The organism is Marinobacter daepoensis DSM 16072 (assembly GCF_000421165.1).
GTDB classification, from domain to species: Bacteria; Pseudomonadota; Gammaproteobacteria; order Pseudomonadales; family Oleiphilaceae; genus Marinobacter; species Marinobacter daepoensis.
This window is the reverse complement of the sequence record NZ_ATWI01000008.1, coordinates 49,602-72,474: the sequence shown is the minus strand read 5'-3', so window position 1 is coordinate 72,474 and position 22,873 is coordinate 49,602. Positions and strand designations below refer to the sequence as shown.

Annotated in this window: 17 protein-coding genes; 8 read left to right on the top strand and 9 right to left on the bottom strand. The window is 58.3% G+C overall.

All coding sequences use genetic code 11. The annotated features are described in order from the left end of the window. Positions 1-149: 149 nt before the first annotated feature. The 6 genes from K325_RS0100840 to K325_RS0100815 all read left to right on the top strand — a co-directional run bounded on the left by K325_RS0100840 (position 150) and on the right by K325_RS0100815 (position 5,296). Positions 150-908 carry an FCD domain-containing protein gene (locus K325_RS0100840; RefSeq protein ID WP_029652353.1) on the top strand — a complete coding sequence of 253 codons (759 nt, stop codon included), beginning with the start codon at positions 150-152 and terminating at the stop codon, positions 906-908. Positions 909-967: 59 nt separating this feature from the next. Further along, complete coding sequence (locus tag K325_RS0100835) at positions 968-1,738, top strand: ABC transporter ATP-binding protein (RefSeq protein WP_029652352.1); 771 nt, start codon at positions 968-970, stop codon at positions 1,736-1,738. Positions 1,739-1,847: 109 nt separating this feature from the next. Then, positions 1,848-2,594 carry a transporter substrate-binding domain-containing protein gene (locus K325_RS0100830; protein WP_029652351.1) on the top strand — a complete coding sequence of 249 codons (747 nt, stop codon included), beginning with the start codon at positions 1,848-1,850 and terminating at the stop codon, positions 2,592-2,594. Positions 2,595-2,646: 52 nt separating this feature from the next. Next, complete coding sequence (locus K325_RS0100825) at positions 2,647-3,351, top strand: ABC transporter permease (RefSeq protein WP_029652350.1); 705 nt, start codon at positions 2,647-2,649, stop codon at positions 3,349-3,351. A 3-nt stretch (positions 3,352-3,354) separates the two neighbouring features. After that, entirely contained in the window at positions 3,355-4,077 is a 723-nt protein-coding gene (locus K325_RS0100820; RefSeq protein WP_029652349.1) for an ABC transporter permease, read from the top strand. A gap of 160 nt (positions 4,078-4,237) precedes the next feature. Beyond that, positions 4,238-5,296 (top strand): succinylglutamate desuccinylase, encoded by a 1,059-nt coding sequence (locus K325_RS0100815; protein ID WP_029652348.1) that lies wholly within the window; start codon positions 4,238-4,240, stop codon positions 5,294-5,296. Between the two features lie 22 nt (positions 5,297-5,318). Here the strand turns inward: K325_RS0100815 and K325_RS0100810 are convergent, their stop codons facing one another. Together K325_RS0100810 and K325_RS0100805 are read right to left on the bottom strand one after the other, a co-directional pair. Beyond that, positions 5,319-8,345 carry an efflux RND transporter permease subunit gene (locus K325_RS0100810; protein WP_029652347.1) on the bottom strand — a complete coding sequence of 1,009 codons (3,027 nt, stop codon included), beginning with the start codon at positions 8,343-8,345 and terminating at the stop codon, positions 5,319-5,321. Beyond that, complete coding sequence (locus K325_RS0100805; RefSeq protein WP_420835440.1) at positions 8,345-9,457, bottom strand: efflux RND transporter periplasmic adaptor subunit; 1,113 nt, start codon at positions 9,455-9,457, stop codon at positions 8,345-8,347. The genes K325_RS0100810 and K325_RS0100805 overlap by 1 nt, the downstream gene beginning before the upstream one ends. Before the next feature lie 127 nt (positions 9,458-9,584). On the opposite strand from K325_RS0100805, the gene K325_RS0100800 reads away from it, so the two are divergent. After that, complete coding sequence (locus K325_RS0100800; RefSeq protein ID WP_029652345.1) at positions 9,585-10,220, top strand: TetR/AcrR family transcriptional regulator; 636 nt, start codon at positions 9,585-9,587, stop codon at positions 10,218-10,220. A 28-nt stretch (positions 10,221-10,248) separates the two neighbouring features. Here the strand turns inward: K325_RS0100800 and astB are convergent, their stop codons facing one another. The 5 genes from astB to K325_RS0100775 form a co-directional block, all read right to left on the bottom strand. After that, a complete protein-coding gene (astB, locus tag K325_RS0100795) occupies positions 10,249-11,589 on the bottom strand; it encodes an N-succinylarginine dihydrolase (protein WP_029652344.1) in 1,341 nt (446 codons plus the stop codon). Positions 11,590-11,594: 5 nt separating this feature from the next. Beyond that, positions 11,595-13,079 (bottom strand): succinylglutamate-semialdehyde dehydrogenase, encoded by a 1,485-nt coding sequence (gene astD / locus K325_RS0100790; protein ID WP_029652343.1) that lies wholly within the window; start codon positions 13,077-13,079, stop codon positions 11,595-11,597. Between the two features lie 107 nt (positions 13,080-13,186). Beyond that, positions 13,187-14,257, bottom strand: a complete 1,071-nt coding sequence (gene astA, locus K325_RS0100785; RefSeq protein ID WP_029652342.1) for an arginine N-succinyltransferase — start codon at positions 14,255-14,257, stop codon at positions 13,187-13,189. A gap of 27 nt (positions 14,258-14,284) precedes the next feature. After that, on the bottom strand, positions 14,285-15,292 hold the full coding sequence (locus K325_RS0100780; protein ID WP_029652341.1) for an arginine N-succinyltransferase: 1,008 nt from the start codon (positions 15,290-15,292) through the stop codon (positions 14,285-14,287). Between the two features lie 115 nt (positions 15,293-15,407). Further along, positions 15,408-16,622, bottom strand: coding sequence for an aspartate aminotransferase family protein (locus tag K325_RS0100775; RefSeq protein WP_029652340.1), 1,215 nt, complete (start codon positions 16,620-16,622; stop codon positions 15,408-15,410). Between the two features lie 343 nt (positions 16,623-16,965). Here K325_RS0100775 and K325_RS0100770 point away from each other — a divergent pair, with 343 nt between their 5' ends. Beyond that, complete coding sequence (locus K325_RS0100770) at positions 16,966-18,087, top strand: DcaP family trimeric outer membrane transporter (protein ID WP_029652339.1); 1,122 nt, start codon at positions 16,966-16,968, stop codon at positions 18,085-18,087. A gap of 434 nt (positions 18,088-18,521) precedes the next feature. Here K325_RS0100770 and aceF read toward each other — a convergent pair whose 3' ends face one another. Together aceF and aceE are read right to left on the bottom strand one after the other, a co-directional pair. After that, entirely contained in the window at positions 18,522-20,183 is a 1,662-nt protein-coding gene (gene aceF, locus K325_RS0100760; protein ID WP_029652338.1) for a dihydrolipoyllysine-residue acetyltransferase, read from the bottom strand. Positions 20,184-20,193: 10 nt separating this feature from the next. After that, on the bottom strand, positions 20,194-22,857 hold the full coding sequence (gene aceE, locus K325_RS0100755) for a pyruvate dehydrogenase (acetyl-transferring), homodimeric type (protein ID WP_029652337.1): 2,664 nt from the start codon (positions 22,855-22,857) through the stop codon (positions 20,194-20,196). Positions 22,858-22,873: the final 16 nt, after the last annotated feature.

Here is a 22,873-nt window from a genome sequence, read left to right as displayed (position 1 = left end):
ACTGGTCAGACCAGTTTTTGCCCGCCGTAAAATGGACGAATGCCGCGCTATCAGCCATAGTTAGCCGTCTGGAGGGCAATCATCGGGCCCGACACCCGGTCACACGAACAACAACTGGTCAGACCAAAAGGCCAGTCAGGTAAACAGAGATGGGCATATCGCAGGAAGTTTCTTTCAGGCTGGAGCGCCTGATTCTCGACGGCGGCCTGGCGCCAGGGCAGAAAATTCCGTCAGAGCGCCAGCTCGCGGCCCGGCTTGGGGTTTCGCGGGCCATCATCCGGGAGGCCCTGCACGAACTCCAGGGGCGCGGTGTGATCGAAACCCAGCATGGGCGGGGCTCGTTTGTCGCCAGCATAGTTCCGGCCACCGATGATCTGGAAGAAAACAGCGCGCTGCTGCACCTGTTTGCGGGCCACCCACGCACACTCTATGATCTGCTGGAAGTGCGGGAACAGCTGGAAGGCCAGGCGGCCGAACTTGCGGCCCAGAGGGCCACCCGTGGTGACCGGCACAGCATTACCAAAGCTTACCAGGCTCTGGAAGAGACCGACCCGATGAGCAATGCCAAACCCGACCACGGCTTTCATCAGGCCATCATTGAAGCCTCCCATAACCCGATTCTGGTGCATGTGCTCAACGGCCTGAAAAACATGATGCTGTTGACGGTACATGCGTCCGTTGCCAACCTTAACCCCCGGGCCGAAATGCGGCAGTTGATCATGAAACAGCACAAACAGATCTACCAGGCCATCATGGCGGGCAGAGCCAATGCTGCACGGAAGGCAGCCATGGCCCATGTCCGCTTTGTTCAGGACTCATTGCGCAGCCTGGAAAACCAGGGAGCAGAGGTTATCCGGGTATCACTGAATTCCGGCAACTTTCATGAAAACCCTACAAAGCGGTATTGATTTCCACGGCAACAGTCCGTAAAACATGCGCCTTTGTATGACAGTCTCAGGAGCCAGTCATGGCGGAACCAGCGCCTCTTATCTGCAGGGATATCCACAAGACCTTTAACAAGCTGGAAGTCCTCAAGGGCATTTCTCTGGAAACCCGGAAAGGGGATGTGGTTTCACTGATTGGCAGTTCCGGCTCCGGCAAAAGTACCTTTCTCCGCTGCATCAACCTGCTGGAGACCCCAACGTCCGGCGACATTATTGTGCACGGTGATCCAATCCGGTTCACAGAGAACCGGAAAGGTGAGCGGGTGCCGGCCGACAACCGTCAGGTTGAACTTATCCGCGCCCGTCTCTCCATGGTGTTTCAGGGCTTCAACCTCTGGTCGCATATGACGGTTCTGGAGAACATTATCGAAGCGCCGGTACACGTGCTGAAAATCCCCAGAAAAGAAGCCATCGAACGCGCGGAGGCCTACCTTAATAAAGTGGGCATTTACGAACGCAAAGATTACTACCCCGCCCAGATGTCCGGTGGACAGCAGCAGCGGGCAGCCATTGCCCGCGCGCTCGCCATGGAACCGGAAGTTATGCTGTTCGATGAACCGACCTCCGCCCTTGACCCGGAGTTGGTGGGCGAGGTACTGAAAGTCATGCAGAGCCTGGCTGAGGAAGGCAGGACCATGATCGTGGTCACCCACGAGATGGCATTTGCACGGGACGTCTCCACTCAGGTCCTGTTCTTGCATCAGGGCGTCATCGAGGAACAGGGAACGCCGGAGAAGGTCTTCGACAACCCCGAGTCGGAACGCATGAAACAATTTCTTGCTCCCAAGTTCTGAGCACCGGTGCTATCTTGAACCGGTGTTAACGCAGGAGTTGCAGAGACGCTCCCGAAACTTCCATAAAAAAACAGAAAGCCTCTGAGGCGAAAAACTGGAGAAGTGACACATGAAAAAACTGATTGTTGCAGCAAGTTGTGCCTTGGCCCTGATGACCGGCACGGCACAGGCCAAAGACCTGCGAATCGCCTTCGACATCCCCTACGAGCCGTTTGAATATCGCGATGACAGCGGCGAACTGACCGGGTTCGAGGTAGAACTGGCTTCCGCCGTGTGCGAAAAACTGGAAACCAACTGTGAATTCGTGATCCAGGCCTGGGACGGTATGATCCCTGGCTTGCTGGCCCGCAAGTTCGACCTGATCATGTCCTCCATGTCGATTACCGCAGAGCGTGCCGAGCGCGTGCTCTTCTCCGAGCCGTACTACATCACCCCGGGCGGCTGGTTTGGCCCCGAGTCATTCAGCACCGACGTGACCGACATGGATGCCATGAAGGATAAGACCGTCGGCGTTCAGCGAGGCACCACCATGGACACCTATGTCACTGAAAACATGGGTGGCGTTGTCAACATCAAACGCTATACCACGGCTGAAGACATGGTTTTGGATCTGGAAGGTCAACGCCTGGATGTGGTGTTCGTAGACTACCCGGTGGGCGAGCAGACCGTCTTGTCCAAAGACGGCTACAAGGAAGTCGGAGAGCCCGTAAAACTGGGCGAGGGCGTCGGTGTTGCCATGCGCAAGCGTGATGCTGACCTGGCCAAGAAAGTGAATGCTGCCCTGCGTACCTTGAAGGAAGATGGCACCTACGACGCCATCATGAAAAAATACTTCAACTACGACATCAAGATCTGACTCGACTTCGGGAGCAGCCTGAGGGCTGCTCCCCCACTTTCCGGACATTCCCATGCTTGATCTGAAAGGCTATGGCCCAGCCCTTGCCGAAGGCGCCGTGGTTACCATTGAGCTGGCCTTCTTTTCTCTGGCCCTCGCTCTCACGCTTGGCCTGCTGGGCGCGTCAGCCAAACTCTCGGGAAACCGGGTGCTGACGGGCATTGCGACCACCTACACCACTCTGATTCGCGGTGTACCAGACCTCGTCATGATGCTGCTGTTCTATTATGGTGGCCAGGTCGCGGTGAATGCCTTGTCTGATTATCTGTGGGAAACCCGCGGTATCGACTTTTTCTTCCAGTTCGACCCTTTCATGTCGGGCGTGGTGACCATTGGCCTGATCTTCGGGGCCTACATGACGGAAACATTTCGCGGGGCCTTTCTGGCGGTGGACGTCGGCCAGATTGAGGCCGCCAAAGCCTATGGCTTCTCACGGTGGCACACCTTCCGTCGTGTCATGATTCCGCAAATGCTGCGCCATGCCCTGCCCGGTATCGGCAACAACTGGCAGGTACTGCTGAAGACCACTGCTCTGGTGTCCATTATCGGCCTGACCGACATGGTCCGGGTTGCAGAGGAAGCAGCCAAAGCCGAGCGTATGCCGTTCCACTTTTTTATTCCGGTGGCCGCAGTCTACCTCGCATTGACCGCCGGCTCGGAATTGTTCATCAAGTGGCTTGATCGTAGAGCCAATGTTGGCGTGGTTCAGGGGAATTAAACGATGCCTGATTTCATTGCCGAGTGGTTAAACCAGAACGATATTTTCACAGCCATGACGCTGATGGAATACTGGGACGGCCTGGTAACAACCGTACACCTGGTGTTTCTGTCTCTGGTGATTGGCCTTCTGGTAGCTGTACCTCTGGCCATTCTTCGCACTGTGAGGAATCCGCTGGTGTCTGGCCCTATCTGGGTCTACACGTACCTGTTCCGGGGCACCCCCCTGCTAATCCAGCTGTACATCATTTACTACGGTGTGGCCCAGATTCCGGGCATTCAGGAGACGTTCTGGTGGGAGATCTTCAAAGAGCCACTCTACCCCGCCCTGCTGGCTTTCACACTGAATACGGCAGCCTATACCACGGAGATTATCCGGGGGGCGATCCTGTCAACACCCAATGGCGAGATTGAGGCGGCCAAAGCCTATGGGATGAACTGGCTCCTGAGAATGCGTCGAATCATTCTGCCCAGTGCGGCCCGCCGGGCGGTTCAGGCTTATTCCAATGAGGTGATTTTCATGCTGCACGCCAGTGCGATTGCCAGTGTGGTCACCATTGTTGACCTGACGGGCGCAGCACGAAACATCTATTCGCGGTTCTATGCGCCGTTCGATGCGTTCATTTTTGTGGCACTGTGCTACATGGTGCTGACGTTTATTCTGGTGTTTGCTTTCCGTAAGCTGGAAAATCATCTATTGCGGCATCAGCGGCCGGTTAATGGCTAACGTTTACTCCCGTCGCCGGGAGCATGGCCATCTGACGGGATAGGCTTTCCGGGAACCGCTACGAGCACATCCCTGGGCGTTTCTCTCCGGCCATCCATGGCCTCCGACATTCCCGGAAAGCCTATCCCGTCAGATGACCCCAAACGCCTCAGGGGAGTCTATGAAAGCGACCAATCAACTCTTTGACTTCCACCCAGACTGGCTCAGCCACACACTCGCCAACGCATCCTCTGATCTGCCCGAAACCAAGGCCTCCCTGCCCGATGGCACCCAGGTCTCTCGCAAAGGCAACGGTGTTCTCTGGCTAACACCACCCACCGGGCGAGTTAATCCGAACCGCGAAGCCCTGATCATTTCTGCTGGCGTGCATGGCAATGAGACGGCACCGATTGAGGTGCTGAACGCGCTGGTGTCCGAGTTGTTCGCCAGGGCATGGACTCTGGCCTGCCCGTTGCTGGTGATGTTGGGCAATCCTCCGGCGATGGTCGCTGGTGAGCGGTTTCTGGATGTAAACATGAACCGGTTGTTCAACGGTGCTCATGGCAAAACTGAGCACACAGGGCTTCCCGAGGCTCGCCGGGCACAATTCCTGGAGGAGATGTGCCGGCAGTTTGCCATGGCCCATCAGGAGCTGGCGTTGAGCCACTATGACCTGCATACCGCCATCCGGCCTTCCAAGCGGGAGCGATTTGCACTGTATCCTTTTGTGGAAGGGCGGTCAGTGCCATCTGGGCAATGTGCGTTCTTGCTGGAGGCCGAGGTGGAAACGCTGTTGCTTCAACATAAGGCCTCGACGGTGTTCTCGTCGTTTACGGCCAGCACGCTGAAGGCGGAAAGCTTTACCATTGAGCTAGGCAAGGTAGAGCCATTTGGCCGAAATGACTTGCGACGGTTCCAAGGGATTGAACGGGCATTGCGTCGGAGGTTCCGTGGGGAGCCGGCACCCGGGGTTCACCCTCCATTTGATCACCTGACCATGTTTGAAGTGGTGCATGAGGTGCTGAATACCGGGCCCTCTTTCCACTTTCACGTACCGGACGATGTGGCAAACTTTACCGAGTATCCACCCGGCACGCTGATCTGGGAAGACGATCAGGGTGGCTATCAGGTCGGGACAGCGCCAGAGGCCATCGTGTTTCCTAACCGGGCCGTGCCGGTTGGGCAAAGGGCTGGCTTGATGCTTCGCGCCAGTGGCGCGTTCAGGGCCCGACCAGGCTAGGCGGCCCTGAACTGTCTGGCCCTCAGGCGGGTGCGTTTTCCGGCTCGGCCACTGGCAGCCTGATCAGCCTGGTGCAGACCGATGGGATAACCAGCAAAGTCAGCACCGTGGAGGCAAGCAAGCCACTGATAATGGCCCAGGCCATGGGAGGCCACAGCGTCGAGCTGGAGAACGCCAGCGGCAGCAAACCCGCTACCGTGGTCGCCGTGGTCAGGAGAATCGGGCGGGTTCTGCGTTCCACCGCCGTGCGTACGGCATCTGCAATGGCACGTCCCCGCTCCAGTTCCCGGTCCATAACATCCAGCAGCACGATCGCATTATTTACCACAATCCCCACCAACGCGATCACCCCCAATAGCGACTGAAAGCCGAAGGGCGATCCGGAAAGCACCAGGCCGGGGAAGATACCCACGGTCGCCAGGGGCACGGTCAGCAGGATAATGCCGACACGGCGAAACGAGTTGAACTGCAGCAGCAGGAAGAACAACAACAGCAGCATGCCAATGGGCGCCGCCGTCAACAAGGCTGAGTTGGCTCGATCCGACCCTTCAGCATCGCCCCCCATGTCCAGCCGGACCCCCTCGGGCAGAGGATTCGTCTCCAGGCTGGCATACAGCCCATCCAGCGCCTGACTGAAGCTGTACCCCGGCTCAAGGTTAGCGCTGACCGTATTGACCCGCACGCCGTTGCGCAAATTGCGGGCAGCAGGCTCCCAGGTGGTCTCCACCGTCGCGACCGCAGACAGAGGAATAGCCGCTCCCTGATCGTTGTAGGTGTTCACAGATAACAGGCGAGACAGGGACAATGAGGTACCTTCCCGTGAACGCAGCACAATAGGGATGGGGTCATCTTCCTGGCGATAACGTTCTGCAACGGCACCGTAGCTTTGTCCATAAAGGCTCTGGGCAACGTCTGCGCGGGTCAGCCCGTAACGTGCGGCGGTGGCGTCATCCACGTTGATGGAGATACTCGGCACCCCAATATCCAGATCGTGGCGGACATCCACCGTTCCCTCAACCCCGCGCAGAACCGCAAAGACTTGCTCCGTTGCCAGCGCCCGTATCGTGTCGTTCGGATGAAACACCCGGACTTCAACCGGGGCTGACCTTGGCGGCCCCTGCCCCAGAATGCCGGCCGATATATCCAGTTCCGGCATGGTCTGGGCCACTTCGCGCCGAATCCACTTCACCAGCCCGGTGGTGTCGGCAAGTGTTGGGGTACGAACCACCAGCCGCGCCCGGTTCGGAGCCTGAGGAGAGCGCTGCAGGTTGTAGTAGAAAGACGGGCCGGTAAATCCGACAAACCGATGGACCTCCAGTGCCTCAGGACGGCTTCTTATCGCGCGCTCCAACGTCGCGGCAACCTCAGAGGTGTGGCTCTGGTCCGTCCCTTCCGGAAGGTACATTTCAACAATGACTCTTGGCCGGTCCGCATTGGGAAAAAACTGCTGCGCCATGAACGGGGTCATCCCCAGGCTGATCGATACCAGCACCATCCCGAAAACGATAATTCGCCCGGGGTAACGATATACCAGCCCACCCAAATAGCGCGCCAGCCCGATAAGCCGGTCCTCATGGGCATCTCGACGAGGCTTCAGAAACCGCGCCGCCAGCAGCGGCACCGCGGAAATCGCCAGCAGGTAGCTCACCGAGAGTGTCAGCATGATCATCACCGGCACCCCACGGGTGAAGTCCGCCGCCCCGCCTTTCGCCATCAGGAGCGGAGCAAACGCAGCCAGGGTCGTCCCGGTAGATGCGCCGAGCGGTCCCGCCAGCTCACCGACAGCCTTGCGCAGGGCATCCATACGGCGCATACCTTCATCAAGGTGCCCCTGAATGTTTTCCACAATCACAATGGCGTTATCGATCAGAATCCCGAGAGAGATCACCATCCCAATGACCGCGATCTGATGCAACACCCCGCCTCCGAGGTCATACAATCCCACACTGATCAGCGCCACCATCGGCAGAATGGAAGCAACCAGAAGCCCCATCCGGATCCCCATGCCGGTGAACACCACCGCCACAATAATCAGTACCGACAGTACCAGGCTCCAGGCCAGATCATCCAAACGGTCAGAGACCTTGTCTGGCTGGAAAAACATTTCCTGTATGTCATAGGGCGCAAAATCAGCCCGAATCTGCCCCAACCGCTCCCGGATCCGTTCACCAAAGCGGATGGCGTCGGTTGAGCCCTCTTCCATGATGATCGAAAGCAGAACCACCCGCTCACCATTGAACCAGGTTTCGGGCTGCCGGGGCTCTGCCGGCCCCCGCCAGACTTCAGCAGCCGCGGCCAGCGGCACCTGCGAGCCATCGGGCAATTCAATCGGAGTGGCCCGAATAGCGTCGATGTCCGTGAACTCGGTATTGGGTAATACCGACAAGCGCTTGCCTTCCACCACCACAAAACCACCCGGGATGGTCTGATTACGGCGAGCCAGAGTTTCCAGTATACGCTTGGGGGACACCCCCAACCGGTAAAGAGCGGCATCATCCAGGGCCAGAGTGATCTGCTCGTCGGCGTCGCCTTCCAGCTCGATCCGGGAGATCCCGGAGATATCCGACAGATTTTGCTTCAGGCGCTCGGCCACTTCCGACAGCCGGGTTACTGAAGGAGAGCCCCCCACCGCCAAAACCACCGCCGGAATATCGATCAGCCGGTCATCCAGCTCCATCAACCCGACATCGTCCGGGAAATCCTGACGGGCGCGCTCCATGGCCTGCCGCACCCGATCCCAGGCAGAATCGGTATCGTAGATGTGATCTCGGAGCTTCAGCCTGGCCAGGGCCACACCGGTTCTCGCGGTACTCTGGCTCCAGTCAAGTTCCTCCACCTGCCGGAGTTCGTCCGTCAGAGGCTGCAGCACCAAACGCTCAACGGCTTCCGCGCTGGCCCCGGGGTAACTGACCGTGATCATGCCCGCCCGATAGGGAAAGCTCGGGTCTTCCTGCCTCGGCATGGTGCTGTACGCCGCGACACCCAATAAACACAGCATGGTCACGACCATGCCCAGCAGGCGCTGATAGTTCAGAAGCCGCCGGCCCATCAGCGCACCTCCACCCGGTCACCGTCGACCAGGCGGGTCATGCCGGCGTACACCACCCGGTCCCCCGGTTTCAGCGACCCTGGGTCGAGCATGACTCGCTCACCGATCACCCGATCAACCACCACCGGCACCCGGCGGGCAACACCGGCGTCGATCCGGAATACACTGGTTCCCGTACTATCGCGAACCACCGCCAGCAAAGGCACCGTGATAGCGGATTCCCGCACGGGTGCAATCCCGACTTCAACAGGTTGGCCAGACGCCAGAGAATTCGGAGGCAAACTGACCAGCACCGGGTGCAGCTCCCCCCGAATCGAGCTGCCCTGAGCGATTTCCACCACGGTGCCCGTCACCGGCTCACGCTTGCGGTCCTGCACCAGCCACACCGGCAATCCCTGCCCCACGTTCACAAAATCAAGCAAGTGTGCCGGCACACGCACTTCGACTTCCCGCCCCAGCGGCGAGGACAGGCGCATCACTGGCTGGCCAGCGGCAACAAACTCGTCTCGCTCCACCAGCAGCGCTTCCACCTGCCCGGCAAACGGTGCCCTCAATACACTTTCCTCAAGCAGACGAGATGCCTCGGCCAGCGATGCCTCAGCCGTAGCCATACTGGCTCGGAGGCCGTCCCGGCGAGCCGCAATCTGCTCGAGGGTCTGTTCAGAGACCACGCCACGCTTGTGCAGACGGCTGGAGCGCTCCCATTCGCGCTGCGCCTGGTCAAACTGGGTTTTGAGTTCATCCAGACGGGCTGCCGCAGAATCACGCGCAGGCTCCAGTGCCGGGTTATACAGGCGCGCCAGCGCATCACCGGGCGTTACCATTTGCCCCAGTTCGACCGGACGCTCTTTCAGCGTACCACTGACCTGGAACGTCAGCGTTGCCCGCTGTGCCGCCCGCACAATGCCGGAGAAACGCAGAGGAATTTCCTCCATCTGCCCCCCCGTTACCTCCGTCGCGCGTACAGAGACCAGCGTTTCAACAGTCGACTCGCCACCACCACGGCAACCAGACATTGAGAAGGCGAGCACCAGAAGGCCCGCCGTCCAAAACGGAAAACTACGAGAAATGAAAGACATGTTGTTCCAGCCCTTTTCCCTGAACAGATTCATTGCCCCCGGTCCTTCGGAGGTTGGAGATCATTTTCGACATAATGTCATTCTTTGACAAATTGTCAATAATCAGCTCTTATCCCTTTTCAGTTATCATGCTGCGAAAGCCGGCAACCTCGGGATCACCATGAATGAACCGCTGAAGTCACGACGGGAACGGGAAAAACAGGCCAGGTACGATGCCATTCTGGATGCCGCTGAACTGGCGTTCTCTGAAAAGGGCTATGAACGAACCTCCATGGACGACATTGCGCGAACCGCAAGCCTGAGCCGGGCTTTGCTGTACGTCTATTTCAAGGACAAATCCGCCATCCAGCGAGGCATCATGCTCCGGGCGGGGCAGGATCTGGTGACTCGCTTTGAAGAAGCCATGAAGGCCACCGACAGCGGGCTGGGGAAAATCCGGGCCATGGGAGAGGCTTACTACCGATTTTACGTGGAGGCTCCGGACTACTTCACCGCACTGACCAAAGCCTCCACCGCTATTGCCGATGCAGAAGAAGACCAGGCCAGAGAGATGCTTTGTTCCAAAAACGAACTGATGGTCCTGATGGAGGCGGCCCTGCACCAGGGCCTGGAAGACGGCACCATCAGCTCCGAGCGCATCTGCTCACCGGCGCAGACCGCGCTTTATCTGAGAGGTGCCTTGCACGGGGTGATCATGCTGTGCCAGGCGGAATCGTCACAAAACCCGGAGTTTCCCTCCGAAACACTCATCCGTCATTCCATGGAAATGCTGACACGCTCCATCTCCAGGGACTGAACGCTCGGAGAGGCAGAAGCGCTCAGGCTCACATCTGAAAATCGTAGATGCTTCCCAGACCAAGAATGGCGGTCAGTTCATCCAGCGCCTTGCGTACCTCGTCAAGCAACATCGGGTCAGCAAGGTCTTGCTGGCTCATAGCGTCCCGATAATGAGCCTTGACCCAGACCGTCAGGCGCTCATACAAGGCATCCGTCAGAATTACGTTCTGGTTAATGGCCCGGAGCTCGTCCTCATTCAGCACCACGCGCAAGCGCAGGCATGCCGGGCCGCCGCCATTGCGCATGGACTGCTTGACATCGAACACCTCCACCGCCGTTATCGGGCCTCCGCTTTGCACCAGCGTATCCAGATAACGGCTGACCGACGCCACTTCCCGGCACTCACCCGGAACGGCCAGCAACATCCCATCGGCACTGGCCAGCAACTGGCTGTTGAATAAGTAGGAAGAGACGGCATCGGCAATGGGGACCTGATCGGAGGACACTCGCACAGCCGCCAGTTCCACCCCGGTCAAACGCTCCCGCAGATCCGTCAGCACCTGCGCTTCATGCAGAAACGCCTGCTCGTGATAAAACAGGCAGTTGCCATTTCCAACGGCAATCACATCATTGTGAAACACACCGGCGTCAATCGCCGCCGGATTCTGCTGAGCAAACACCGCGTGGCGATCGGTCAGGCCGTGGAGACGGGCAATCGCCCGGGAGGCTTCCAGAGTCTGCCGGGCAGGAAACCTGACCGGTGCAGGCGCCGCGTCGTTGAAAGCTTCCTGGCCATAGACGAACAGCTCGACCCCGGAGGCGCCGTAGTCACCACACAAGCGCGTATGGTTGGCTGCGCCTTCATCACCAAACTGGCTGACCGACGGCAGCGCAGAGTGATGAGCGAAATAGCGCTCGTCACTGAAAATCGCCTTCAGTGCCCGACCGGTTACCCGATGTTCAATGGAGCGGTGAAACTTGGCGCTGAGATTGGCAGGCGTTAGGTGCACCCGCTGGTCGGCCGTGTCCGCACTCGGAGAGACGGTGGCCGCATTCGCCGTCCACATTGCCGAGGCCGATGACACCGCCGCCAGAAGAGCCGGATCGGTTCGGGCCACAGCGCTCAGCACCTGGCCTTCATTCCCGGTAAACCCCAATGCCCTGAGAGTGGGCAGATGAGGGCGCTCATGGGGTGGCAGTACTCCCTGAACGTAGCCACGGTCGGCCAACCGCTTCATCTTGGCCAGCCCCTGGAGGGCCGCCTCCCTTGGGTTGGCCACCGAATTGACGTTGGATCTGGACGCCACATTGCCCCAGGACAAACCTGCGTAGTTATGGGTCGGGCCAACCAGGCCATCAAAGTTCGCTTCTACCGCACGTTTCACCATAACTGTTATTCCTGTCGGTCGAAATTCAGGCCTGGGGCGAGGCTTTCCGGCAACTCGCTCTTGGCGGCTTCCAGTGAGGCCATGGGCCAGGCACAGTAATCCGCCGCATACCAGGCGCTCGCACGATGGTTTCCGCTGGCTCCCACCCCACCAAACGGAGCGGCGCTGCTGGCTCCGGTCAGGGGCCGGTTCCAGTTGACGATACCTGCCCTCACCTCCTCAACCAGGCGGTTGTACAACCGTCGATCGTCTGTGAGGATGCCCGCCGACAACCCAAAACGCGTGTTGTTGGCTAACTCAAGCGCCTCATCAAAACTTTTGTAGCGATACACCGTCAGCAAGGGTCCGAAATACTCCTGATCCTCCAGAGACACGTCCGTGGCATCAACAATCCCGGGGGACAACAGCCCCGTGCCCGGTTTGGTCTGCTTCATTTCCAGCAGAATCTTTGCGCCCGCTTCCACCATTGCACTCTGAGCTGACAGCATCTGCTCTGCGGCCTGCGGCGAAATAACCGACCCCATGAACGGTTGCGGGTCGGCATCGAACTCGCCCACAGTGATACGCCCGGCTACGGCCACCAGCCGGTCAACAAAGGCATCGCCCTTTGTGCCTTTCGGCACAAGCAGCCGACGGGCACAGGTACAACGCTGACCCGCCGACAGGAACGCCGACTGCAGCGTATGGTGCACGGCGCCATCCATATCTGAAATATTCTGAACAATCAGTGGGTTATTACCCCCCATCTCAAGCGCCAGGATTTTCTCGGGCTGCCCACCAAACTGCTCATGCAACAACTGGCCAACGGTCGAGCTTCCGGTAAAAAACAGACCATCAAGCAGTGGGTGCCTGGCCAGACATTTTCCGGTATCGGAACCACCCTGAACCAGATTGATCACGCCATCCGGTAAGCCAGCCTTCACCCAGAGCCTGACCGTCAGCTCCGCAACACCCGGGGTCAGCTCGCTGGGCTTGAACACCACCGTATTCCCCGCCAGCAAAGCCGGCACAATGTGGCCGTTTGGCAGGTGTCCGGGGAAATTATAGGGCCCGAAAACAGCCACTACGCCGTGGGGACGGTGGCGCAATACCGCATGCCCGCCCGCCACGTCGGATTCCGTATGGCCAGTGCGCTCATGATAGGCTTTGATGGAAATGGGGATCTTGCCCATCATTGCCGCAACTTCCGTGCGGGACTCCCACAACGGCTTACCGGTTTCCAGACCGATCTGATGCGCCAGATCTTCTTTGTTGGCTTCCAGAAGCTCGCCAAACGCCTCGACGATCGCCTGTCGCTCAGCGAGGCTTTTTCGCCGCCAGGCCGGAAACGCCTTTCGGGCTTCCCGAACTGCAGCATCCACATCTTCAAGGCAAGCGGCATTCCCATCCCAGACGGTGCTACCCGTCACTGGCTGCAGCGACTCAAAAGGCGCGCCATGACCCTGTAACCAAAGCCCGTCTATGTACAGATTCCCTGTCAGATTTTCCATTGTTTACCACCTCCCGGTTCAGAATTGTCTGGCCCTATCCGGCACCTCAGTTCTCGCCCTGCAGACTTTGCCAGTCGAATATCAGCCCCTGAACGCCGTGTTCATCGTTACACGCCCTTCAGGGGCGCTACGGGCAGCAGCCCACCGTCTTTCAGGGGAACCACCCGCACCTGGTCTCCCGACTCAACCCGTATGGCATCAGCCACTTCGCCGGGCAGGTTCACCGTATCAGGCCCGATGCAGGTCATGGGAATGGTGGTTACCCGAAAGTCCCTGAACGACCGGTTCGAGATCATGGCCCGCTGGTCTGGCGGCGCGTCGGGAGCCATGGCGTGATCAACCACCAATACCTGACGATTCTCAGCTTCCCTAACAGTGCGGATATTATGAACAAAGGCTTCCACGACCGGCCCTCCATCAAAGATATCTACCATGCCATTGAAGTTGAATCCTTCTGCCTGAAGCATCTTCAGGGCCGGCCGGGTGTTGTCGTGCACCCTGCCGATCACGGCCCGGGCCTCATCGGGCAACATGGGAAGGTAGATCGGATACTTGGGCATCAGCTCAGCAATGAACGATTTGTTGCCTAAGCCGGACAGCCGATCCGCCTGGCTGAACTCCATATCAAAGAATTTGCTGCCAAGGCTGTCCCACAGGGGGCTACGCCCACTGGTGTCTGACACTCCCCGCATTTCAGCAAATACTTTCTCAGAGAACCATTTCCGAAAATCATCCAGGAACATGAACCGGCAACGGGACAGCAGCAGGCCATTGCCCCCGCCCTGATACTCGTCAGACAACAGCAGAGAGCAGATCTCTGTGGTGTCCGTCATGTCATTGGAGAGATTAAGGGTCGGGGTACGCACATGCACCCCCAGTTCCCGGGAGGCATTCACCGTCACACTCAACCGGTAATTATAGAAGACCTCGTCGAGCCCGACCCTGGCATCAACCCCACTGATACCCACGGTTTTACCGGCATCAAGATCTTCCAGAGCAAACAGATACAGGGCAGCCTCCGGCGCGCAACGCTGGCTGAACGATTCACGGGCACGGTCAATTTTGCGCTGGAGCAGCTCACGGTCTGCCGGTAACGTCGTTAGCCCCTTACCCGCCTTCTGGGCCATCGCATAAAGATCACCCAGATCGTCGTTCTGAAGCGGACGAATGACCAGCATGTTACGCCCTCCCCTGTTTCGGCATACTCATAGCGGAGAAATCCTCACCCGGTCACCGGCTGTCTTTTCGAGGCCACGCCAGGTACCCACAGGCACTTTCACATCATCGGCCAGTGTCTCGGCAACCGGGGTTAACAGACAACGAAACTCCACCCCCTCCCCCGCACTGATCAGGCAGGTGTCGCCCTCTTCCTGATGACTGCCATGCAGAGCTTTGGTCTGGCTGGTCACCAGGGTTTTCAGGGTGTCGGTTCGAGCTTCCATCACCGGCCCGCCATCAAAGATATCGACATAGCATCCGGGCAGGAAACCTTCGCGCTGGAGCAGGTCATAATTGGGGGCCGTCAGTGGATGAGGCTGCCCCAGAGCAGCCTGAGCTGCGTCGCTCAGCAACGTCACGTACACCGGGTTGGGCGGCATGAGTTCGGCAATAAAGGTTTTACTGAGCTGCCCGGAGTACTGATCCGCCGTTTCAAAATCCATATTAAAAAAATGTCGCCCCAGGCTGTCCCAGAACGGCACACCGCCATGCTCCTGCTGTACCCCCTGGATCTCCACCACGGTGCGGCTAGTGAACCACTCCCGGTGGCCGGCAATGAACATCATCCGAGCCCGGGAGAGCAGTTCAAACACCTCCGTGTTGCGGAGTTCCTGTTTCAGGGTAAACGAACACAACAACGTCAGGTCAGTCAGGGCATGACTGGGGAAGAGCATTTCGACACGGCGGGAAATGTTCAGCTCATGTGAGGCGTGAACCAGATGATCGCGACGGTAATTGTAGAACGGCTGACCATTACCGGCCCGGCTGTCGATGCCGGCCGTGCCGGCAATTTCACCGGTATCGGTATTTTCAAGTACGAACAGGAACCGACGCGGAGACTGACTTGTCTGGACAGGATTCAGAGATGCCCAGGCCTGCTCGATTTTCCTGGCCAGGGCATCCCGGGTCTTGGGCAGAGTCGAGGACAACCGGTTCTCGCCAATGTTCAGAATCGGTTGCAGATCATCCAGTTTGGCCGGTCTGACTCGCCACATTGCCTGCTCCTCATAGTGGAGTTTGCAAAACGCTGACTGAGCGGGGTGAGCTTCCAGCCGTCCAGAGCTTCAAGAATTCCCGGAAGCCCGCCCTACCTGGTTATCTGAACTCCACTTACGCCGTCAACGTTTTCACGGCCGCTTCAAATCGCGCCAACGCCTCGTCAATATCTGTTTCCGGAATGATCAGCGAAGGTGCCAGACGAACCACACTGGCTCCCGCCACCAACACCATAACGCCCTCATCCAGCCCCGCGTTCAGAAAGTCTTTGGCTCTACCTTGCCATTGTTCGGTCAGAACACACCCCAAGAGTAGACCAGCACCACGAACTTCGGAGAACACCCCGTAACGCTCGCCAATGTCCATCATGCCTTCACGCAATCGGTCAGACCGGGCTTTCACGCCCTTGAGAATGTCCGGCTGGCTGACGGTATCAATCACTTTCTGTGCAACAGCACAGGCCAGAGCGTTACCACCGTAGGTACTGCCGTGGGTCCCCACACCCAGGCTCGCAGCAATTTTTGCCGTCGTAAGCATAGCCGCGACAGGGAACCCGCCACCCAGCCCTTTGGCACTGGAAAGAATGTCCGGAACCACGTCGTACATTTCGTAGGCATACAGATAACCTGTCCGCCCCACGCCGCTTTGCACTTCGTCGAAAACCAGCAAAGCATTGTTCTCATCACATAACTGTCGAAGCCCTGTGAGGAATTCAGGGTCTGCCGGCATGACGCCGCCTTCACCCTGAACCGGCTCAACCACCACAGCGCAGGTTTTTTCTTTGGAGATCAGGGCCTTCACAGAGTCCAGGTTATTGAACTCCGCATGATGAATCCCACCCGGGGCCGGCTCAAAGCCTTCGAGGTATTTGGGCTGACCACCCACACTGACGGTAAACAGGGTACGGCCGTGGAAGGAGTTCCTGAACGAGATGATCTCGTGCTTCTCCGGCCCATAGTGCTCCCAGGCATACCGACGGGCCAGCTTGAAGGCCGCTTCGTTGGCTTCGCCTCCGGAATTGGCGAAGAAAACCCGTTCAGCAAAGGTCAGGTCGCACAGGGTCTTGGCAAGCCGGAGCGCGGGCTCGTTAGTCATGACGTTCGACAGATGCCAGATTTTCTCGGATTGCTCTTGCAGGGCGCCCAGCAGGCCCGGGTGAGCATGCCCCAGACTGGTGACCGCTATTCCGCCCTGCAGATCCACGAACTCACGTCCGTCCTGATCCCACACGCGGGAGCCTTCACCTCGCACCGGGATAATGCTGCCGGGAGCGTAGTTGGGCACCATGACTTCGTCAAAAAGTTCGCGGGAGACAGGTTCTTTGTTCATGGATCTCTCTCTGATTGGATGAATTCCATCCCATAATACGCCACTCGGGGCATAAGAACAGCCGGTTGTAGAATGGCCGACAAACCGCACCTTTCGGGCGACAAACAGACAATCTTCGCACTGCTGCGCCAGCACCTTGGCTACAGGTCGGCTCAGAAAGGACCAGGCGTTTGAATGTCCTCTTTTTTCCTGCGACCAAAGTACACCGCCGAATGCCACCACACCTCAATCGAAGGCCTATAGACATTCGTCTAAATAATCATCAAATCTGTTTGAATTGTCACTGATTCGTAACTACTTTGTTTGTGGGTCCAACAACAATAAATGTGTGGAGACAACAACAATGCAAAGCAACAAGTTAAGAATGGCCATTCGTGCGACGGCGGCGGCTGCAGTTCTGGGCATGGCCAGCCAGGCTGGCGCTGTCAGCTTCAGCGCGGGTGATTACGACGTTAATGTTTATGGCTACGCTCGCCTGAACGCCTCCTACGACGTGGACAGCGATCAGTCTTTGAGCACCCGCTCCGGCTCCTACGATGGCCTCGCCGGAAACGATGATGCCCCCGAGGGCCACTTCGGTGCCGATGCCGTCCAGAGCCGTCTGGGCTTCAAAACCACCTCCCCGGAAGGCCTTAACGTTACCGTAGAAGGCGACTTCCGCCCCGGCAACCTGCGCCTGCGCCACGCGTTCGGTGAGTACAAGGGTGTCCTCATGGGGCAGACCTGGTCCAACTTCACCAGTTTCGTAGGCAACACCGCGACTCTGGATTTCGACTCACTGCCTGGTCTGGCCGGTCTGCAGGGCCGGGTTGCGCAGGCTCGCTACACCACCGGCGCCCTGTCGTTCTCGCTGGAAGAGCCGAATAACGGCATCGTGAACAACAGCGATACAAAAGACAGCATGCCGGCGATTACCGCCCGCCTTGAGGACTCTGCCGGTGGCATGAGCTACTCCGCCGCCGTTCTGGCACACCAGGTAGGCTATGACGATGGCAGTGACGACGAAAGCGCGTTCGGCTTTGCGACTTTTGTTGCCGCCAAGATGGCGCTGACCGACATGATCACCATTCAGGGCACCCTCTCCTACACCGACGGGGCGAACAGCTACCTGTACCGTTCCGGTGATAACTTCGGTGCCGACAGCGCTTATGTGGATAGCAGCGGCGATGTAGAAACCATCTCCGGCTACGGCGGCTCTATCGGCGCCGGCTTCAACCTGGGCAATGGCCGCAGCATCAACATTGGTTACGGTCTGGTCGAAGTCGACTGGGATGATGCGGAAGATGATGGCATTGCGGTCGCTAATCAAAGCGAAAGCAACCAGGCCGTCATGGCCAACTACAAGTGGACACCGCTCAAGAACGTCATGATGGGCGTTGAGTATCAGTTCCTGAAGCGTGAAAACGTCGATGGCACGGATGGTAATGCCAACCGCATCCTGTTTGCGGCGCAGTACAACTTCTGACCCTTCCTGTCAGGCGTTAACTCAGAATTACCCCGGCTCCGGCCGGGGTTTTTCGTTCCAGACTGGTGCATGGGCACCATGTCTGCTCACACCGCCCCCTCACTCTGCCACCGGCCCAGCCCGGAGACCTCCATTCCAGCACAGAGGCGGCGCCTCCCAGTGGTTGGCACACCTCATGCTAGGTACCCGTTGGTACCTGCGAAACAGAACTCGCAATCACCGCTGCAACCCTGAGAGGTAACGCCATGAAACGCGCCAAAGATCAGAACCTGTTGTTTGAACTGACCCAACCGGCCGAAGTGTCGGCCATGCAAGCACTCCATAACTACTTCGACTCCATGTTCTTCGCGAACTAATCCTCCAAACCAAAAGGGCTACCTGTACAGGTAGCCCTTTTTTTCATCAGCCCGGTCAACCAGGCACGCCAGCAAGCCTTACAGCAACAAGGTTCGGATATCCCCCAGAAGCTGCGTCAGCAGGTTGGTAAAACGAGCCGCGTCGGCACCGTTCACCGCACGATGGTCGTAAGACAATGACAGCGGCAGCATCAGCCGAGGCTGGAACGCCTTGCCATCCCACACCGGCTTCATGGCCGCTTTGGACACCCCCAGTATGGCAACTTCCGGGGTGTTCACGATCGGCGTGAAGGCAGTCCCGCCAATCCCCCCCAGGCTGGTGATGGTAAAGCAGGCGCCCTGCATTTCTGCCGGCTTCAGCTTCTTGTCCCTCGCTTTCTGAGCCAGCTCGGCACTCTCAGCCGCCAGCTCCCACAACCCCTTCTGGTCGACGTCACGGATCACCGGCACCATCAGCCCGTGCGGAGTATCAACGGCAATACCGATGTGGATGTACTTCTTGCGCACCACCTCTTTGCGTTCCATGTCCAGAGACACGTTGAACTGGGGCAGTTCCGCCAACGCGGCGGCACAGGCCTTGAGCAGGAACGGCAGCGGAGTCATTTTCACCCCACGTTTTTCGCCGGCCGCTTTCTGGGCCTTACGGAAGTCCTCCATTTCAGTGATGTCGGCATCGTCAAACTGGGTCACGTGGGGCACGTTCAGCCAGCTCCGCTGCATGTTGGCGGCGGTGGCCGCCATCATGCGGGACATACCTTCGCGCTCGACTTCACCAAACTGGCTGAAGTCCGGCAGCTTCACGCCCGGAATACCGGACCCCGTCGCCACACCCGCGCCCTGCTGGGCCTGTTGCAGCTGGCTCTTCACGTAGGCGTGCACATCATCCTTAATGATCCGCCCCTTCGGCCCGGAGCCCTTCACCCGGGTGAGATCCGCCCCCAACTCCCGGGCCAGCTTTCTCACCGCCGGACCGGCGTGCACCTTGGTGCCCGGTGACGGCGGCTCGTAGGTTGAACCTTGTGGCTGAGGTGCTGATTCCTGCTTGCGCTCTTTTGGCGCCGGCTTGCTTTCCGGGCTCTCTGCCCGGGCGCTGTCACTGGAATCTACGGAGCCTTCCTCATCGTCACCGTCGTCTTCGATGGTCATTTCCAGCAGATCAGAACCTTCAGAAAGCTTGTCGCCCTCCTTCACCAGAATCTTGCCGATTTTGCCGGCGAAGGGTGACGGAATTTCCATAGTGGCCTTATCCGACTCCACCGTTACCAGAGGATCTTCCTCGCCCACGGAATCGCCTTCAGACACGTTGATTTCAATCACCGGCACATCATCAAAACCATCCAGCGACGGCACCTTCACCACCTCAGTGCGAGCGCCACCAGACTTTTTCTTCTTCGGGGCGGGCGGGGCGTCTTCCGGAGCTGCTTCAGATTGCTCGTCTGCTTTTTCTCCATCCTTTTCCGCCGGCTCGTCATCCCCGGCATCTCCCGAACCACCAGCGCCATCACTGGCGACCAGCAGGCCGATCACGTCGCCCTCTTTCACCTTGTCACCCACCTTCACGGTGATTCTGGTGATCTTGCCAGCGGTTGAGGCCGGCAGCTCTACCGAGGCTTTGTCCGATTCTACCGTCAGAATCGGATCTTCTTCTTCAACCGAATCGCCTTCACTGACGATGATTTCAATGACCTCGACTTCATCAGCGCCGCCGAGATCGGGAACCTTGATTTCCTGTTCACTCATAGCGGTCTCCTTAGCTCAGCACCGGGTTCGGTTTGTTGCGATCGATTCCGTACTTGCGCATAGCTTCGAGAACCTGCTCCTGCTTGATCTCACCATCCTGAGCCAGAGCCGCCAGGGCCGTCACAACCACGTAATAGCGATCAACCTCGAAGAAGTTCCGAAGCTTCTCACGGGTGTCACTGCGGCCAAAACCATCGGTGCCCAGCGTCATGAAGGTCTTCGGAATGAAGGCCCGCAACTGCTCGGAATGCAGCTTGATGTAATCCGTAGACGACACGACCGGCCCCTGAGCCTTCTCCAGGCACTGCGTAACATGGGCTTTGCGCGGCTTGTCATCCGGATGCAGGTGATTCCAGCGCTCCACATGCTGACCATCGCGGGCCAGTTCGTTGAAGCTGGTCACACTCCAGACATCAGACGCCACCTCCCAGTCTTCCTTCAGCATCTGAGCGGCCGCCCGGACTTCATTCATGATGGCACCAGACCCGAGCAGCTGAACCCGCGGGCTCTTCTTCCGGCCTTTGGTTTCCACCGATTCAAACTTGTACATCCCCTTGATGATGCCGTCCTCACAGTCTTTCGGCATCGCTGGCTGCTCGTAATTTTCGTTCTCAATCGTCAGGTAGTAGAAGACGTTCTGATTGTCTTCGAACATCTCTTTCATACCCTGACGAATCACCACCGCCATCTCATACCCGTAGGCCGGGTCGTAAGCCTTACAGTTCGGAATGGTGTTGGCGAGAATGTGGCTGTGCCCGTCCTGATGCTGCAAACCTTCCCCATTCAGGGTGGTGCGCCCGGCAGTCCCGCCAATCAGGAAGCCCCGCGCCTGCATGTCACCAGAGGCCCAGGCCAGATCGCCAACGCGCTGGAAACCGAACATGGAGTAGAACACATAGAACGGAATCAGCGGGAAGCTGTTGCTGCTGTAGGAGGTTGCGGCCGCCATCCAGGTCGACATGGCACCGGCTTCATTGATGCCTTCCTGAAGGATCTGCCCTTTTTTGTCCTCCCGGTAGTACATGATCTGGTCACGGTCCTGGGGAACGTACTTTTGCCCCTCGGCGGTGTAGATCCCCAACTGACGGAACATGCCTTCCATCCCGAACGTACGGGCTTCATCCGGGACAATCGGCACCACGCGTTTTCCAATGCGCTTGTCTTTTACCAGCGCACTCAGAATGCGGACAAATGCCATCGTGGTGGATATCGCACGACCGTCGGAGCCTTCCAGCACCTGCTTGAAAATATCCAGCTCAGGAATCTGCAGCGGCTGGCAATCCTTATTGCGCTTGGGGTAGAAGCCACCCAGCTCCTGCCGGCGCTTCTTCATGTACACCAGCTCCGGGCTGTCGGGGGCCGGCCGGTAGTACGGTACCTCTTCAAGCTCTTCGTCTTTCAGGGGCACACCGAAACGGTCCCGGAAAGCCTTCAGAGTATCGATATCCAGTTTCTTCAGGGAATGCGCGGTGTTCTGGGCTTCGCCTGCCGCCCCGAAACCATACCCTTTGATGGTATGAGCCAGGATCACCGTCGGCTTGCCATTGGCCTGATTCGCCGCCTTGTGATACGCCGCGTACACCTTGTACGGATCGTGACCTCCGCGGTTGAGTTTGCTGATATCTTCATCCGACAGGTTGTCCGCCAGCTTGGCCAGCTCCGGGTGTTTGCCGAAGAACTCTTTGCGGGTATAGGCGGGCCCTTTAAAGGTCAGGTTTTGCAGTTCACCGTCACAGAGTTCATCCATGGCCCGTTGCATCACGCCATCTTCGTCTCTGTCGAACAGTGGGTCCCACATCCGGCCCCAGACGACCTTGATCACATTCCAGCCAGCACCACGGAAGACCCCTTCCAGCTCCTGTACGATCTTGCCATTACCCCGCACCGGGCCATCCAGTCGCTGCAGGTTGCAGTTCACCACCCAGATCAGGTTATCCAGCTTTTCACGGCCGGCCTTGGAGATAGACCCCAGGGTTTCCGGCTCATCACACTCGCCATCCCCGACAAACGCCCACACCTTACGGCCATCCATATCGATCAGTTCCCGGCTGTGCAGGTACTTCATGACGTGGGCCTGATAAATGGACTGGATTGGCCCCAGACCCATGGAAACGGTTGGAAACTGCCAGTAATCCGGCATCAACCAGGGGTGCGGATAGGAGGACAAACCTTCACCGTCAACTTCTTCGCGGTACTTGTCCAGCTGCTCTTCGCTAAAACGTCCTTCCAGAAAGGAGCGCGCATAAATCCCCGGCGACGCGTGACCCTGGAAATACACCAGATCCGAAGCCCGCTCTTCACCACCACCGTGAAAGAAATAGTTGAAGCCCACATCATACAAAGTGGCTGCTGATGAGAAGGTCGAAATATGCCCCCCCAGATCTCCCGGGCGTTTATTTGCCCGCACAACCATGGCCATGGCGTTCCAGCGGATCAGCGAGCGGATGCGACGCTCCATGAACAGGTCGCCCGGCATCCGGGATTCCTGAGTGACCGGTATTGTGTTGCGGAACGGCGTGGTGATGGAGTACGGCAGCTCAGTGCCGTCGCGACTGGCGCGCTCGGAAAGCCGTTCAAGAATATATTTTGCCCGGTCTACGCCTTCGTTCTCGATCAGAGATTCCAGCGCATCCAGCCATTCACTGGTTTCAATGGGATCATCATCCTGGTACATCAAACCCTCCCCTTGG

What these genes read in the sequence shown, in the direction of transcription:
- K325_RS0100815 (WP_029652348.1), top strand. Translation starts at nt 4,238, where the DNA reads ATGAAAGCGACCAATCAACTCTTTGACTTCCACCCAGACTGGCTCAGC.
- K325_RS0100840 (WP_029652353.1), top strand. Translation starts at nt 150, where the DNA reads ATGGGCATATCGCAGGAAGTTTCTTTCAGGCTGGAGCGCCTGATTCTC.
- K325_RS0100820 (WP_029652349.1), top strand. Translation starts at nt 3,355, where the DNA reads ATGCCTGATTTCATTGCCGAGTGGTTAAACCAGAACGATATTTTCACA.
- K325_RS0100805 (WP_420835440.1), bottom strand. Translation starts at nt 9,457, where the DNA reads ATGAATCTGTTCAGGGAAAAGGGCTGGAACAACATGTCTTTCATTTCT.
- astB (WP_029652344.1), bottom strand. Translation starts at nt 11,589, where the DNA reads ATGGTGAAACGTGCGGTAGAAGCGAACTTTGATGGCCTGGTTGGCCCG.
- K325_RS0100830 (WP_029652351.1), top strand. Translation starts at nt 1,848, where the DNA reads ATGAAAAAACTGATTGTTGCAGCAAGTTGTGCCTTGGCCCTGATGACC.
- K325_RS0100800 (WP_029652345.1), top strand. Translation starts at nt 9,585, where the DNA reads ATGAATGAACCGCTGAAGTCACGACGGGAACGGGAAAAACAGGCCAGG.
- K325_RS0100780 (WP_029652341.1), bottom strand. Translation starts at nt 15,292, where the DNA reads ATGTGGCGAGTCAGACCGGCCAAACTGGATGATCTGCAACCGATTCTG.
- K325_RS0100770 (WP_029652339.1), top strand. Translation starts at nt 16,966, where the DNA reads ATGCAAAGCAACAAGTTAAGAATGGCCATTCGTGCGACGGCGGCGGCT.
- K325_RS0100810 (WP_029652347.1), bottom strand. Translation starts at nt 8,345, where the DNA reads ATGGGCCGGCGGCTTCTGAACTATCAGCGCCTGCTGGGCATGGTCGTG.
- astA (WP_029652342.1), bottom strand. Translation starts at nt 14,257, where the DNA reads ATGCTGGTCATTCGTCCGCTTCAGAACGACGATCTGGGTGATCTTTAT.
- K325_RS0100835 (WP_029652352.1), top strand. Translation starts at nt 968, where the DNA reads ATGGCGGAACCAGCGCCTCTTATCTGCAGGGATATCCACAAGACCTTT.
- K325_RS0100775 (WP_029652340.1), bottom strand. Translation starts at nt 16,622, where the DNA reads ATGAACAAAGAACCTGTCTCCCGCGAACTTTTTGACGAAGTCATGGTG.
- K325_RS0100825 (WP_029652350.1), top strand. Translation starts at nt 2,647, where the DNA reads ATGCTTGATCTGAAAGGCTATGGCCCAGCCCTTGCCGAAGGCGCCGTG.
- aceE (WP_029652337.1), bottom strand. Translation starts at nt 22,857, where the DNA reads ATGTACCAGGATGATGATCCCATTGAAACCAGTGAATGGCTGGATGCG.
- aceF (WP_029652338.1), bottom strand. Translation starts at nt 20,183, where the DNA reads ATGAGTGAACAGGAAATCAAGGTTCCCGATCTCGGCGGCGCTGATGAA.
- astD (WP_029652343.1), bottom strand. Translation starts at nt 13,079, where the DNA reads ATGGAAAATCTGACAGGGAATCTGTACATAGACGGGCTTTGGTTACAG.